The organism is Planomonospora algeriensis (genome assembly GCF_977012225.1).
Map to the genome: position 1 here is coordinate 1 of NZ_CDRNDK010000016.1, position 13,848 is coordinate 13,848.

Annotated in this window: 12 protein-coding genes, 1 tRNA gene and 1 pseudogene; 9 read left to right on the forward strand and 5 right to left on the reverse strand. The window is 71.3% G+C overall.

The window, feature by feature from the left end:
* From ACWJ6R_RS03345 to ACWJ6R_RS03360, 4 genes and pseudogenes are all read left to right on the forward strand, one after another.
* Window positions 1-209, forward strand: a pseudogene (locus ACWJ6R_RS03345) (4-(cytidine 5'-diphospho)-2-C-methyl-D-erythritol kinase); the annotation flags it as partial.
* 89 nt (window positions 210-298) lie between these two features.
* Window positions 299-694 carry a MarR family winged helix-turn-helix transcriptional regulator gene (locus tag ACWJ6R_RS03350; protein ID WP_449060767.1) on the forward strand — a complete coding sequence of 132 codons (396 nt, stop codon included), beginning with the start codon at window positions 299-301 and terminating at the stop codon, window positions 692-694.
* A gap of 82 nt (window positions 695-776) precedes the next feature.
* Entirely contained in the window at window positions 777-1,268 is a 492-nt protein-coding gene (locus ACWJ6R_RS03355; protein WP_449060768.1) for a hypothetical protein, read from the forward strand.
* A gap of 158 nt (window positions 1,269-1,426) precedes the next feature.
* Window positions 1,427-3,247, forward strand: coding sequence for an ATP-binding cassette domain-containing protein (locus tag ACWJ6R_RS03360; RefSeq protein ID WP_449060769.1), 1,821 nt, complete (start codon window positions 1,427-1,429; stop codon window positions 3,245-3,247).
* A gap of 54 nt (window positions 3,248-3,301) precedes the next feature.
* Here ACWJ6R_RS03360 and ACWJ6R_RS03365 read toward each other — a convergent pair whose 3' ends face one another.
* Window positions 3,302-3,832 carry a MarR family winged helix-turn-helix transcriptional regulator gene (locus ACWJ6R_RS03365; RefSeq protein WP_449060770.1) on the reverse strand — a complete coding sequence of 177 codons (531 nt, stop codon included), beginning with the start codon at window positions 3,830-3,832 and terminating at the stop codon, window positions 3,302-3,304.
* Between the two features lie 57 nt (window positions 3,833-3,889).
* On the opposite strand from ACWJ6R_RS03365, the gene ACWJ6R_RS03370 reads away from it, so the two are divergent.
* Together ACWJ6R_RS03370 and ACWJ6R_RS03375 are read left to right on the forward strand one after the other, a co-directional pair.
* The gene (locus ACWJ6R_RS03370; RefSeq protein WP_449060771.1) at window positions 3,890-4,669 is read left to right on the forward strand and encodes a trans-aconitate 2-methyltransferase; all 780 of its coding nucleotides are present in this window, start codon (window positions 3,890-3,892) and stop codon (window positions 4,667-4,669) included.
* A gap of 65 nt (window positions 4,670-4,734) precedes the next feature.
* Window positions 4,735-6,216 carry a CYTH and CHAD domain-containing protein gene (locus ACWJ6R_RS03375; protein WP_449060799.1) on the forward strand — a complete coding sequence of 494 codons (1,482 nt, stop codon included), beginning with the start codon at window positions 4,735-4,737 and terminating at the stop codon, window positions 6,214-6,216.
* Window positions 6,217-6,268: 52 nt separating this feature from the next.
* On the opposite strand, the gene ACWJ6R_RS03380 is transcribed toward ACWJ6R_RS03375, so the two are convergent.
* The 4 genes from ACWJ6R_RS03380 to ACWJ6R_RS03395 all read right to left on the reverse strand — a co-directional run bounded on the left by ACWJ6R_RS03380 (window position 6,269) and on the right by ACWJ6R_RS03395 (window position 11,627).
* Window positions 6,269-7,168: an NUDIX hydrolase gene (locus ACWJ6R_RS03380; RefSeq protein ID WP_449060772.1), complete on the reverse strand. Its 900-nt coding sequence runs from the start codon at window positions 7,166-7,168 to the stop codon at window positions 6,269-6,271.
* Complete coding sequence (locus ACWJ6R_RS03385) at window positions 7,161-9,224, reverse strand: RNA degradosome polyphosphate kinase (protein ID WP_449060773.1); 2,064 nt, start codon at window positions 9,222-9,224, stop codon at window positions 7,161-7,163. Before ACWJ6R_RS03385 ends, ACWJ6R_RS03380 begins: the two co-directional genes overlap by 8 nt.
* A 173-nt stretch (window positions 9,225-9,397) precedes the next feature.
* Window positions 9,398-10,390: a TetR family transcriptional regulator gene (locus ACWJ6R_RS03390; protein WP_449060774.1), complete on the reverse strand. Its 993-nt coding sequence runs from the start codon at window positions 10,388-10,390 to the stop codon at window positions 9,398-9,400.
* A 295-nt stretch (window positions 10,391-10,685) separates the two neighbouring features.
* Entirely contained in the window at window positions 10,686-11,627 is a 942-nt protein-coding gene (locus ACWJ6R_RS03395; RefSeq protein WP_449060775.1) for an acyl-CoA desaturase, read from the reverse strand.
* Between the two features lie 320 nt (window positions 11,628-11,947).
* Here ACWJ6R_RS03395 and ACWJ6R_RS03400 point away from each other — a divergent pair, with 320 nt between their 5' ends.
* The 3 genes from ACWJ6R_RS03400 to ACWJ6R_RS03410 all read left to right on the forward strand — a co-directional run bounded on the left by ACWJ6R_RS03400 (window position 11,948) and on the right by ACWJ6R_RS03410 (window position 13,803).
* Complete coding sequence (locus ACWJ6R_RS03400; RefSeq protein WP_449060776.1) at window positions 11,948-12,076, forward strand: hypothetical protein; 129 nt, start codon at window positions 11,948-11,950, stop codon at window positions 12,074-12,076.
* 725 nt (window positions 12,077-12,801) lie between these two features.
* The gene (locus tag ACWJ6R_RS03405) at window positions 12,802-13,680 is read left to right on the forward strand and encodes a hypothetical protein (RefSeq protein ID WP_449060777.1); all 879 of its coding nucleotides are present in this window, start codon (window positions 12,802-12,804) and stop codon (window positions 13,678-13,680) included.
* 50 nt (window positions 13,681-13,730) lie between these two features.
* Window positions 13,731-13,803, forward strand: a tRNA-Gln gene (locus tag ACWJ6R_RS03410).
* Window positions 13,804-13,848: the final 45 nt, after the last annotated feature.

The window sequence follows — 13,848 nt, forward strand, 5'->3', positions numbered from 1 at the left end:
GCGGCTGCGTCCCTCCCTGGCCGCCACATTCGGACGCCGGCGCGGCACGGCGCCTCGGCGCGCTCGTCTCGGGCTCCGGGCCGACCTGCGCCTTCCTCGCCGCCTCCGAGGCGCACGCCGGGGAGCTGGCCGGGGCGCTGCGGGGCGCGGGCGTGGCCCGCGAGGTCCTGACCGCCCACGGCCCCGTCCCGGGACCCGCCATCGTCTAGTGCGCGGCCCGCCTGGGAGCGGTGCGGGAGACTTGGGAGGTGACGATCGAGAACGCCGGCCGGGCCCGCCGGAGACCAGCCCCTCCATCGTGCTGCTCACCCTGGCGCACCGGATCGAGTCCGAACTGGGCGCCGCCCTCGCACCGCTCGGGCTGACGGTGAGCAGGTTCGGCCTGCTCGGACACATCTCCGGGGTGCCCGGCGCCTCGTTCAGCGACCTGGCGCGGATGTCCGGGATCACCGTCCAGAGCGTCCACTCGGCGGTCAAGGCGCTGTCGGGCGCCGGGCTGGTCCGCGACACCACCGCGCGCGCCGGGTCCGCCTCGGCCATCGAGCTCACGCCCGAGGGCGAGCGTCTCGTGCGGGAGGCGATGAAGGCCGTGGCCGAAGTCGACGAGCGGTTGTTCGGGCCGGACGCCGACCCGATCCAGCGGCAGGTCGCCGACACCGTGCGCACCGCTTTCGGCGGGCGCCCCCGGCCCTGACGCCGCCCCCACCGCAACCTTCAGGGTGGCTGAAGCATCTGTTAGGCTTCAGCCATCCTGAAGGTTGCGGTGGGAGGAATCCGTGGAAGGTCTGCTGCTCTCGGTGCATGTGCTCGCCGGCATCGTGTTCGTCGGAGGTTCCGCCGTCGCGGCGAGCCTGTTCCCCCGCTACGCCCCGATCACCGTGGACGCCCCGACCGCCCCGACCGCCCCGACCGACGCGGGCGTCACGGTGGGCGCGGCCGTCGCGAGCCCGGTCCCCGCGAGCCCGGCCGCGGTGGACCCGGTCACCGTGGATCCGACCGCCGATCCGCGGCCGGAGGCCCAGGGCGACCGCAACCGGGCCGTGGCCGCCGCGATGCACCGCATCACCCGCGGCTACGGCGTCCTCGGCATCGTCGTGCCCGTCGTGGGGATCGTCCTGGCCTTCGTCCAGGGCCGGATCGGCGAGATCTGGATCAGCGTCTCCATGGCCCTCACCGCCGCCGCGGGCGGGCTGCTCGCCCTGTGGATCTGGCCGTTGCAGAGCGAGGCCCTCGCCGACCCGACGACGGCGGGCGGCTGCGCACCTTGAGCATGCTCGCGGGGGTCTACAACCTGCTGTGGGCGGCCGTCGTGGTCCTCATGATCGTCCGCCCGGGATCCGACTACTCCTGAGCCCCGCCACCGGCACCGGGGCGCGCCGCGGGGAAGCCGGAGCCCCGCGCGGCCTCGGATACCCTTGTCGACAAGATGAATCTGGTCAATCTTGAGTCGGTCTCCCACTCCTACGGTCCCAAGCCGCTGCTGAAGGACGTCTCCCTCGGCATCGAGGCGGGCGACCGCATCGGCGTGGTCGGCCGCAACGGCGGCGGCAAGACGACGCTGATCTCGGTGATCGCCGGCCACCTGAAGCCCAACGAGGGCCGGGTCACGCACAACCGCGGCCTGCACGTCGGCACCCTGTCGCAGGGCGACGACCTCGACCCCGAGCGCTCGGTGGCCGAGATCGTCCTCGGCGACCGGCCGGAGCACGAGTGGGCGGGCGACGCGGGCATCCGCGAGATCCTCGCCAACCTGCTCGGCGACATCGACCTGACCGCCCCGGCGCGGAGCCTGTCCGGCGGTGAGCGGCGCCGTACGGCCCTGGCCCGGCTCCTCATCGAAGAGCACGACCTGATCATCCTGGACGAGCCCACCAACCACCTGGACATCGAGGCCATCGACTGGCTGGCCAGGCACCTGTCCGCCCGGCGGACCGCGCTGGTGGTCGTCACCCACGACCGGTGGTTCCTCGACGCGGTCTCCACCCGGACGTGGGAGGTCGTCGACGGCGCGGTCGAGCGCTACGAGGGCGGTTACGCCGCCTACGTGCTGGCCAAGGCCGAGCGCGCCCGCATCGCCGCGGCCTCCGAGGCCCGGCGGCAGAACCTCATGCGCAAGGAGATCGCCTGGCTGCGCCGCGGCCCGCCCGCGCGCACCTCCAAGCCCAAGTTCCGCATCGACGCAGCCCAGGCGCTGATCGCCGACGAGCCGCCGCCGCGGGAGAGCGTCGAGCTGGTGAAGTTCGCCGCCGCCCGGCTGGGCCGTACGGTCTACGACCTGGAGGACGTGACCCTGCACGCGGGCGGTCCCGACCAGGGCCCGCTGGTGCTCGACCACTGCACCTGGCAGTTCGGCCCCGGCGACCGGATCGGCCTGATCGGGGTGAACGGCTCGGGCAAGTCCTCGCTGCTGCGGCTGCTGTCCGGCACCGTCCAGCCCGACTCCGGCAAGGTCGTGCGCGGCCGGACGGTACGGCTGGCGCACCTGTCGCAGGAACTGGGCGAGCTCGACCCGTCCCGCCGGGTGCTGGAGACCGTCGAGGAGATCCGCAAGTTCATCCAGGTCGGCAAGAAGGAGTGGACGGCCTCGGCGCTGCTGGAGCGCCTCGGCTTCAAGGGCGAGGCGCAGTGGAAGGTCGTCGGCGACCTGTCCGGCGGTGAGCGCCGCCGCCTGCAGCTGCTCCGGCTGCTCATGGACGACCCGAACGTGCTGCTGCTCGACGAGCCGACCAACGACCTCGACATCGAGACGCTGAACGAGCTGGAGGACCTGCTCGACGGCTGGCCCGGCACGCTGATCCTGGTCAGCCACGACCGCTACTTCCTGGAGCGGGTCGCCGACCGCTGCGTGGCGCTGCTGGGCGACGGGAAGCTGTCGATGCTCCCCGGCGGCGTGGACGAGTACCTCCAGCGGCGCGCCTCGGGTGCGGCCCTGTCGGCGCGTGCGGCCTCGGGCTCCGGCACGGCCTCCCCGGCGGCCTCTCCGGGCACCTCCGCCGCCCCGGCCGCGGAGGCGGGGCCGGCCCTGTCGGCGAAGGAGGAGCGCGAGCTCCGCAAGGAGCTCTCCCGGCTGGAGCGCCAGCTCGACAAGCTGGCCGGCCGGGAGGCGAAGCTGCACGACTCCATGGCGGCGGCCGCCGCCGACTACGGCCGCCTGGCCGAGCTGGACGCGGAGCTCAAGGCGGTCCGGGCCGAGAAGGACGACATCGAGACCGCGTGGATGGAGCTCGCCGACCGCCTCGGCGAATGAGATTCCGCGGATCGCGTTTATCCGCCGCAGGGCGGGCACAGAGAGTCCTGTGGTTCAGGGTGCTCCGGTGTCCGTCGCGTCAAAAGGGATGAGTAGCGTGCGCAGCAGGCCCGCGAGGGCCTGCTGCTCATGCTGTCCGAGACCGGCCAGCAGGTCGTGCTCGCGGCGGAGCAGGTCGGCGAAGGCGTCGTCCACGCGTTTGCGGCCCGCGTCGGTCAGCGAGACCAGGACGCCGCGCCGGTCCTCGGGGTCGGGGCGGCGGGTGACGAGCCCGGCGGCGGCGAGGCGGTCGATCCGGTTGGTCATGGTCCCGGAGGTGACGAGGGTCGCGCGGAGCAGGGCCCCCGGGCTCAGCTCGTACGGCTCGCCGGCCCGGCGCAGGGCGGTGAGCACGTCGAACTCCCAGTTCTCCAGGTCGTGCTCGGCGAACGATGCGCGGCGGGCCCGGTCGAGGTGGCGGGCCAGCCGGGAGACGCGGCTGAGCACCTGGAGCGGTTCCACGTCGAGGTCGGGCCGTTCCTGCCGCCAGGCGGCGACCAGGCGGTCGACTTCGTCCTCGGTCCTGTCCGGGTGGTGCGAGGTCATGGCAGCGAGTCTATCTGTCTTGACATCGAGATATCTAACTTGATATCGATTATCTTGATGTCAAGAGATATGTGGGACCCCGAGGTCTACGCCCGCTACGCCGAGGAGCGGGCGCGTCCCTTCCACGACCTGGTCGCCAGGATCGGCGCGCAGCGCCCCGGCTGCGTCGTCGACGCGGGCTGCGGCACCGGCGAGCTGACCGCGGAGCTGGCCCGGCGCTGGCCGGAGGCCGAGGTGCACGGCTTCGACTCCTCGCCCGCGATGATCGAGCGGGCCCCGACCGGCGAGCGGCTGACCTTCTCCGTCGGCGACGTCGCGGACTGGCGCCCCGAGCGCCCGGTGGACGTGATCGTGTGCAACGCGGTCCTGCAGTGGGTGCCCGACCACCCGGAGCTGCTGACGCGCTGGGTGGAGGCCCTCGCCCCCGGCGGGTGGCTCGCCTTCCAGGTCCCCGGCAACTTCCACGCGCCCAGCCACGAGGCGGTCCGCGAGGTGATCCGGGTCAAATGGTTCGAGTGGCTCGGCGACCTGCTCCGGCACGACCCGGTGGGCGGCCCCGCCGACTACCTGGACCTGCTCGCCGGGCCGGACCGCGAGGTGGACGCCTGGGAGACCACCTACCTGCACGTCCTGCCGGGCCGCAACGCCGTCCTCGGCTGGATCGCGGGCACCGCCCTGCGCCCCATGCTCGACCGCCTGCCCGAGGCCGAGCACGAGGAGTTCCTCGCCGACTGCGGGATCCTGCTGAACGAGGCCTACCCCCGCCGGCCGTACGGCACGCCCTTCCCCTTCCGGCGCGTCTTCGCCGTGGTGCGCAAGATCGCCGCCGATGGATGACGGACCATCGGTGAGCCCTTGGATAACGTGGTAGACGGTCCGGCAAAAGGGGTGATCCCGTGGCGATGGAGATCGAGGACAAGTTCGACGTCCCGGAGGGCTACGAGCTCCCCGACCTGACGGGACTGCCCGGCTGCGACGAGATCGCCGGCCCCGAGTCCCACCGGCTGGTCGCGGTCTACTTCGACACCCCCGATCTGAGGCTCGCCGCCCGCGGCATCACCCTCCGCCGCCGCAGAGGGGGCTCCGACCCCGGCTGGCACCTCAAACTGCCCAAGGCCAAGGGCGTCCGGCAGGAGATCACCCACCCGCCGACCCCCGGCGCCAAGACCGTCCCGGCCGAGCTGGCCGACCTCGTCCTCGCCTACACCAGAGGCGCCCCCCTCACCCAGATCGCCGAACTCGACACCCGCCGCTCCGTCACCCACCTGCGCAACGGCGCGGGCGTCCGCCTGGTGGAGATCGCCGACGACCGGGTCAAAGGCACCGTGCTCGGCGGCGAACCGCACGTCGAACGCTGGCGCGAGGTCGAGGCCGAACTGGTCGAAGGCGACGAGAAGCTCCTGCGCAAGGTCGGCAAACGGCTCCGCAAGGCCGGGGCGAGCCCCGCCGGATCGGCCAGCAAACTCGCCCGCCTGCTCGGAGCCGCCCGCGAGATCCCCCGCCCGCAGATCGCGCCGACCGCGCCGGGCAGCGCCGGAGAGGCCGTCGTCGGCTACCTGGCCGCCCAGGTCACCGCCCTGCTCGCCCAGGACCCCCTGGTGCGCCGGAACGAGGAGGACGCCGTCCACAAGATGCGCGTCGCCTGCCGCCGGCTGCGCAGCGCCCTGAAGTCGTTCAAGGGGATCGTCACCGGGACCCGCCCGCTGCGGGACGAACTCAAATGGCTGGGCGAGGTCCTCGGCGAGGCCCGCGACCTGGAGGTCATCGCGGAGCGCCTCTCCCGCGCCCTGGACGGCCTGGACCCGGACCTGGTCGCGGGCCCGGTCCGCGCCCGCCTCGGCTCCGGCCTGCTCGACGACGAGCACGAGGCCCACGACCGCATCAGGGAGGCACTCGGCGGCGAACGCTACTTCGCCCTGCTCGACGCCCTCGATGACCTCCTCGCCACCCCCGCGCTCACCAAGGTCGCCGCCCGGCCGGCCGCCTCCCTCACCGCCGTCGCGGCCAAGAGCTGGCAGCGCGTCACCCGCGCCTACGGCGCCGCCCAGGCCGCCCGGGAGGCGGAGGACCCCGCCGAGCGGGAGACCGCCCTGCACGGGGTGCGCAAGGCCGCCAAACGGGCCCGCTACACCGCCGAATCACTCGGCATGACCGAGCTGGCCGAGCGGGCGGAGGCCGTACAGGAGGTGCTCGGCGCCCACCAGGACGGCGTGGTGGCCCAGCGGCGGCTGGCGGCCGAGGCCCGCGCCGCGCGGCGGGCCGGGGAGGACACCTTCACCTACGGCGTCCTGACCGGCCTGGAACGGGCCCGCGCCGACCGGGCCCGCGAGGAGTTCCCCCGGGTGTGGGAGAAGACGGCCGAGGCCGTCGCGAAGCTCCTGTGATCCGCCGAGCCGGAGGTGACGGCCCGCCCCCGCGGGGCCGTCCCCACCTGGCTCAGGCGGGATGGCGGTCCGTGGCGACGATCCGGCCGTCCGCCCGGTGCACGACCAGGAACGCGCCCTTGTCGAGCCGCACCTCGTCCGGCCCGCCGACAAGGCCCGCGATCAGCTCCGGGAGCACCTTGCCGTGACTGCACAGCACCGTCGGCGCGCCCGACTCCAGCACCGCCGACGCGGCCCGCAGCGTCTCATCCGGGTCGTGACGCCCCTCCGAGAGCAGCGGCTCGCGGCGGATCCCCAGGCCCGCCCGGTCGGCGTACGGCTCCAGGGTCTGCACGCACCGCAGGCTCGGCGAGCTGACCAGCTCCACCGGGCGGTAGCCCGCCAGCGCGTCCGCCAGCCGCTCCGCCTGCGCCCTCCCGCTCCCGTCCAGGGGACGCAGATCGTCGTCGCCCTCCCACGCGTCCCGCGAGCCCGCCACGCCGTGCCGGACGAGGACCAGCGGCACGGTCGCCAGCGGGGTCCCGGGCAGTGACCGGAGCAGCGACCGGAGCAGCTCGGCGTCCTGCTCGTAGGTCAGCCGCCGCCGCGCCTCCTCCATCGGCAGCCAGGCCACCTCGTCCACCTCGTCCGCCGCGGTGGGCTCCCCCTCGGCGACCGCCCGCGCCACCCAGTAGTCGACCCGCTTGAGCCGGCCGCCCTTCATGTAGTGGGCCGGGGGCAGCGCCCGGCCCAGCACCACCGTCGCCCCGGTCTCCTCCGCCACCTCGCGCAGCGCCCCGGCGATCACGTGCTCGCCCCGCTTCAGCCTGCCCTTCGGCAGGGACCAGTCGCCGTACCCCGGCCGGTGCACGACGGCGACCTCCGGAGCCGACTCCTCGCCCCGCCACACCACCGCCCCGGCGGCGCGGATCATGTCGCGCGCCCGGGGCCGCGCCCGAACGGACTCAGTCATCGACAGACCTCCACCGCCGCGTGCCCACCAGATGGCTCTGCAGGTCCTCTCCCCGGTGCCGGCTCCAGGAACCGTCCGCGCCCAGCCACCACGTCGCCGTGTCCTCCGCCATCGCCCGGTCCAGCAGGTCGCTGAGGTAGAGCCGGTGCCGCTGGCCGGTCACCTTCACCAGCGCCTCCACCCGGCGGTCCAGGTTGCGGCGCATCAGGTCCGCGCTGCCCATCCAGATCTCCGGCCTGCGGCCCTGGCCGAACTCGTAGATCCGCGAGTGCTCCAGGAACCGGCCCAGCACGCTCCTGACCCGGATGTTCTCCGACAGGCCCGGGACCCCCGGCCGGAGCGTGCAGATCCCGCGCACCCACAGGTCGACCGGGACGCCCGCCTGCGACGCCCGGTACAGCGCGTCGATGAGCGGCTCGTCCACCAGGGAGTTCGTCTTCATCCGGATCCTGGCCGGACGGCCGGCCCGCTGATGGGAGATCTCCCGGTCGATCCTGGCCAGCAGGCCGCCGCGCAGCGAGTGCGGGGCGACCAGCAGCCGCCGGTAGGCCGAGTGGTTGGAGTAGCCCGTCAGGTGGATGAACAGGTCCGTGACGTCCTCGCCCACCAGCGGGTCGGCGGTCAGCAGCCCCAGGTCCTCGTACAGCCGCGCCGTCTTCGGGTTGTAGTTCCCCGTACCGATGTGGCAGTAGGTACGCAGCTCGCCGGAGGGCTCCTGCCGTACGACCAGGGCCAGCTTGCAGTGCGTCTTCAGGCCCACCACGCCGTAGACCACGTGGCACCCGGCCCGTTCCAGCTTGCGCGCCCAGCTGATGTTGGCGTGCTCGTCGAACCGCGCCTTGATCTCCACCACCACGACGACCTGCTTGCCCGCCTCGGCCGCGTCGATGAGCGCGTCCACGATCGGCGAGTCGCCGCTGGTCCGGTAGAGCGTCTGCTTGATCGCCAGCACGCTCGGGTCGGCGGCGGCCTGCTCGATGAAGCGCTGCACGCTCGTGGCGAACGAGTCGTACGGATGGTGCAGCAGCACGTCCCGCTCCCGCAGCACCGTGAAGATGTCGTCCTCGACGTGCACGACCTCCGCCGGCACGAACGGGCGGAAGCTCAGCTCCCCCCGGTCCAGGTCGGCGATCGTGTGCAGCCCCGTCAGATCCAGCGGGCCGGGCAGCCGGTAGATCTCGTGCTCGGCCACGCCCAGCTCGTCGACCAGCAGGTCGAGCACCTCGGGCGTGATGGTGTCCTCCACCTCCAGCCGGACCGGCGGACCGAACCGCCGCTTGAGCAGCTCCTTCTCCAGCGCCTGCATGAGGTTCTCGGTGACGTCCTCGTCGACGTCCAGGTCCTCGTTGCGGGTGACCCGGAAGACGTGGTGCTCGACGACCTCCATGCCCTTGAACAGCTGGCCCAGATGGGCCGCGATCACGTCCTCCAGGGGAACGAACCGGTCCCTGGACGCCGCGACGAAACGCGGCAGCCGGCCCGGCACCTTCACCCGGGCGAACACCGTGTGGCCGGTCGCCGGATTGCGGACGGTCACCGCGAGGTTGAGCGAGAGCCCGGAGATGTAGGGGAAGGGGTGGGCGGGATCGACGGCGAGCGGCGTCAGCACCGGCCGGATCCGCTCGCGGAACAGCTTGCGCATCCCGGTGCGCTCGTCGCGGCTCAGGTCGTTCCAGCGGACGATCGCGATGCCCTCGGCGGTGAGCTGCGGGCGCACCCTCTCGTGGAAGCAGGCCGCGTGCCGCCGCGCGAGGCCGTCGGCGATCGCCGCGATCCTCGCCAGCTCCTCACGCGGCTTCAGCCCGCTCTTGGTACGGAGCAGCAGACCGGTGGCCATCCGGCGCTTCAAGCCGGCCACCCGGACGCGGAAGAACTCGTCCAGGTTGCCGGCGAAGATCGCCAGGAACCTGACTCTCTCCAGCAGCGGCAGGGACGGATCCTCCGCCATCTCCAGGACACGCTGGTTGAACTGGAGCCAGCTCTCCTCGCGGTTGAGGAAACGCTCCTGGGGGAGAGGCAGCCCTTCCGGAGAGGGGGGCGCGGGTTCTGCGGACATATGACCAGAATGCCCGCTTTCGTTGAACATAACGTTAACTGCGGCTCAACGGACGCTGTTGCTTCCCCCGCCTCCTCACTCACAAGGGCGGGAAGGCTCACTCCCAGGCCGGGAGGCCCCCGGGAAATGGGAGGCTCCCTCCCGGAAGTGGGACTCCCCCCGGGCCGGGAGACTCACTCCCGGGAGCGGGAAGCCTCCTGATCCGCCCCGCGCTCGGCCGCCTTCGCCAGCCTCGCGGCCTCCCGCTCGGCCGCCTTCGCCTCCCGGAGCCGGATCCTCTCCAGCTCCTTGAGCTCCCGCTCACGGGCCTTCTCCTGCTCGCGCAGCAACCGCTCCTGCTCCTTGAGCTCCCGCTCGCGCGCCTTCTCCCGCTCCCGCGCCTCCCGCTGCCGCGCCTTCTCCTGCTCCCGGGCCAGCTTCTCCGCCTCGCGCTGCTCCCGCTCGCGGATCTTCTCCAGCTCCTTGAACTCCCGCTCGCGCGCCTTCTCCCGCTCGCGCAGCTCCTTCTCCGTCGGCCGCGGCACCACCGGACGCCGCCGCTCCGCCTCCTGGGAGCTCGCCGTCAGCCGGGGACGCGGATCCAGGCCCGTCAGGCCGTTCCAGGAGAGGTTCACCAGGTGCGCGGCCACCTCCTCCCGCGACGGCCTGCGCACGTCCAGCCACCACTGGCCGGTCAGCGCCACCATGCCCACCAGCATCTGCGCGTACATCGGCGCCAGCTTCGGGTCGTAACCGCGCCCCGCGAACTCGGCCACCATGACGTCCTCGACCTGGCTGGCGATGTCGTTGATCAGACTGGCGAACGTGCCCGTCCCCGACGCCGCGTGCGAGTCGCGCACCAGGATCCGGAAACCCTCGCTGTTCTCCTCCACGTACGCCAGCAGCGCCAGCGCCGCCCGCTCCAGCTTCACCAGCGCGTGCGAGGCCGACAGCGCCTCCGTCACCATGCTCAGCAGCTTCTGCATCTCCCGGTCGACGACGACCGCGTAGACGCCCTCTTTGCCGCCGAAGTGCTCGTAGACGACCGGCTTGGAGACGTTGGCGCTCGCCGCGATCTCCTCCACCGACGTGCCGTCGAACCCCTTCTCTGCGAACAGGGTGCGGCTGACCTGGATCAGCTGCTCCCTGCGCTCCTTACCGGTCATCCGCCGCCGAGGTTCGTTCACATGTCCAATGATGACGCCCGCGACCGGGGAGGCGGGCGCCGTACGGGACCGAACCGCCGCCGGCGCCGTACGGGACCGGACCACCGCCGTACGGGACGTGACCGCGGCGCGCGCCGCGCCGGGAAGGACCGCCAGCGCGGCCCCCGGGACGGCCGGGAGGGATTCGGGCATCACCACCGGGACGGGCGGACCTCCGGATCGGCCTGTCGAGCCCACCGGGACGAGCGGGCCCACCGGGACGGGCGGACCCGGGACGGCCGCCGCCGGGCCCGCCGGAACGGCACCCGCGGGCCGGTCAGCCTCCAATGCGCTTCGCCGCCAGGCGCTCCGGCGTGGGCCAGCGGACGTCGTAGGCCCAGCCCGCCTTCTCGAACCAGCGGATCACCCCGGCGCTGAGGTCGATCTGGCCCTTGAGCGCGCCGTGGCGGGCGCAGGTCGGGTCGGAGTGGTGCAGGTTGTGCCAGGACTCGCCGAAGGACGGGATGGCCAGCCACCACACGTTGCGGGACTTGTCGCGGGACTCGAACGCCTCCTCGCCGAAGACGTGGCAGATGGAGTTGATCGACCACGTCACGTGGTGCAGCAGCCCGATCCGGACCACCGTGCCCCAGAAGAAGGCGGTCAGCATGCCCTGCCACGACCAGGTGATCAGGCCGCCCAGGACCGCCGGGGCCACCAGCGAGGTGATCGCCAGCACCGGGAACCACCTGTGCAGCTTGATGATGTCCGGGTCCTTCAGCAGATCCGGGGCGTACTTCTCCCGGTTCGTGCGGTGCGTCTCGAACAGCCAGCCCATGTGCGCCCAGAGCAGGCCCTTGGCCATCGACCAGAAGCCCGGCCCGAACCGCCACGGCGAATGCGGGTCGCCCTCCTTGTCGGAGAACTTGTGGTGCTTGCGGTGGGTGGCCACCCAGTCGAGCACCGACATCTCCAGGGAGAGGCTGCCCGCGATCCCCAGCGCCAGCTTCAGCGGCCGCTTCGCCTTGAACGAGCCGTGCGTGAAGTAGCGGTGGAACCCGACCGTGATCCCCAGCCCTGACACCACGTAGAAGACGGCGGCGATCGCGACGTCGACCCAGCCCAGCCCCCAGCCCCAGGCGAACGGGACCGCGACGACCAGGGCGATCAGCGGTGCGGCCACGACCACGCCGAAGGTGATGAGTTCGGGGAGCGTCTTCCGCTCCGGGTCGAGCTCCGGCTTGGGACCCGGCGCGGGGCGGTCGGATACGACTGTCATGCGGTACCTCATGAGATCGGGAAGGTGGTGCACCTTACTTGCCTACGCAACCGTAACCTACGCAACAGTAAGTTAGAACCCCTAGAGCGCCAACACGGTGAATAGGACTCTTTCCCAGCGATTTCCTGGCGTCGCCGTGACTTGCCACCCTCGCGCCGGCCTGCTAGGGATCCCATCACTGTCCCGCCTGCCCTCCTCGCTGATCACTAATCCTGCCTCCCCCCTCGCGCAATGTGCGGGATGAGCCTGTTCCGCTGCGGCGGCCATCTTTGGCGTGGTGGTCAGGCCGCGCGAGCGGCCTCATAGGCGGCAGGACTGACGTGGCCCAGACCGCTGTGCAGCCGGCACAGGCCATACCAGCCCTCGATGCACTCGAAGATCGCGCTGTGGACGGTGGCCTGCTGATCGGCTTCGGCGAGCAGGCCGCCCTGCTCGAGCGGACGGACTGACAGAGAGAATGCCCGACGGCCCCCTCAAGGGGAGGCCGGGGATCGGCGGATGTGCCGCCTGGGAACAAATCCCTCGTGATGGGAGCCTCTCGGAGTTCGCGATGGTGATCATGAGTAGTCGGCTGCGCGCGATCGCACGGAATGCGGCCGCCATCGTTCAACGCGGTGGGTGCACATCGTCAGTTGGCCGCTGGCTACATCTAGCGGACGACGTGGCGCATGCCGTGGCGAACACTCGGCTTCGCCTTTCCGAAGAGGACCTCGGCGCGGCCCCGGATGATGCGGGGGCCGGAGCCGACACGCCGGACCACGGCGCGGTGTACGTGTGAGGTCTGGGAGCCGGTGAGCAGTTCGGATCGGAGCTGTAGTTCTTTGCGGGGGTGGAGGCACTGGCGGCGGCGCCGGGAAGCGGTTGACGGTGAGATGCGGTTGGCAGGCTGTGATGTCGGCCCACGGCCGATGGGCGCTCTCCTTGGCGGTCACCACCCGATCGCAGCACTCCCTCGCGCCACCGGATGAGGTTCGTCGGACCGTGCGACATCCGGTTGCCGTGGTGAGGCAACGAGATCGGGCTCGAAAGGAGCTCCCTGGATTTTTGTAATCACTTGAAGGCCGTGAGTAACTGGAACTAGTGTTCCCCTATGAGTAGAACCCCCGAACAAGTTGCCCGCTTCGAAGACCTCCGCCTCCGGGCCGCCGCCCTGCGGGATGAGGGTAGATCGCGGATGCAGATCAAGGAGGCGCTCGGCCTGACGAGCAACTGGACCCTCAACGAACTACTCAAGGGCACGGTGCCACCCGATTCCCGCCTGCGCGCGAATGCCAAGGACGACCTGCACCTAAGGGCGCGGGAACTACGGGCCGAAGGCCGCACGTACAAGGAGATAGGCGAGGAGCTGGGCGTGTCCAAGTCCTCGGTGTCCCTATGGGTGAGGGATCTGCCGAGGACTGGGAGGCTGAGCCGAGAGGAGGCCAGGAGGCGGAATGTAGAAGGTGTGGAGCGCTACTGGGAACAGGAGCGGGAGATCCGTCGGGCTGCCCGCCAGGGCATTTCCGACGCAGCGGCCGCCGGGATGGGGTGGTTGACCGATCGCGAGATCCTCATCGCAGGGGCCGTCGCCTATTGGTGTGAGGGTTACAAGAACAAGCCTTACCGCGAGTCCAACCATGTCACGTTCATCAACAGCGACCCCGGACTCATTCTCCTGTTTCTCCGCTTCATGGACGTCGCGGGCGTGTCGAGGGATCGCCTCTACTTCCGGGTCCACATTCACGAGAGCGCCGACGTCGAGGCTGCCGAGAGATTCTGGCTCGACCTGACCGGTGCGGAGCCGGGTCAGTTTCGGCGCGCAACTCTCAAGCGACATAACCTCCAGACAGTGCGGCGCAACACGGGAGTCGACTACCGAGGCTGTCTCCGGATCGACGTGCTGAAGTCTCTGGAGGTCTACAGAATGATCGAGGGATGGGCTGCCGGAGTGATGCGCGGAAGTCATCCCCCGTCGGAGGGGAGCGAGTGCGCTGTCCCGAAGCCGATCGTCCGGCGAGCCGACAGGAGTTGGCGGATCTCGATCGGCGGAAGACCGTCGTCCCCGGTAAGGTAGAGGCAGGCTTGTCTCGATGGGTGATCAACTCGTCGGTCTTGTCCGAATGATCCGCCGTAGGGTAATTGGCAGCCCACCGTCTTTTGGTGTCGGGGTGTCCTGGTTCGAGTCCAGGCGGCGGAACTGTGATGTTTGTCCGGTTTGGTGGGCGGCTGGTCGGCTGGGGGG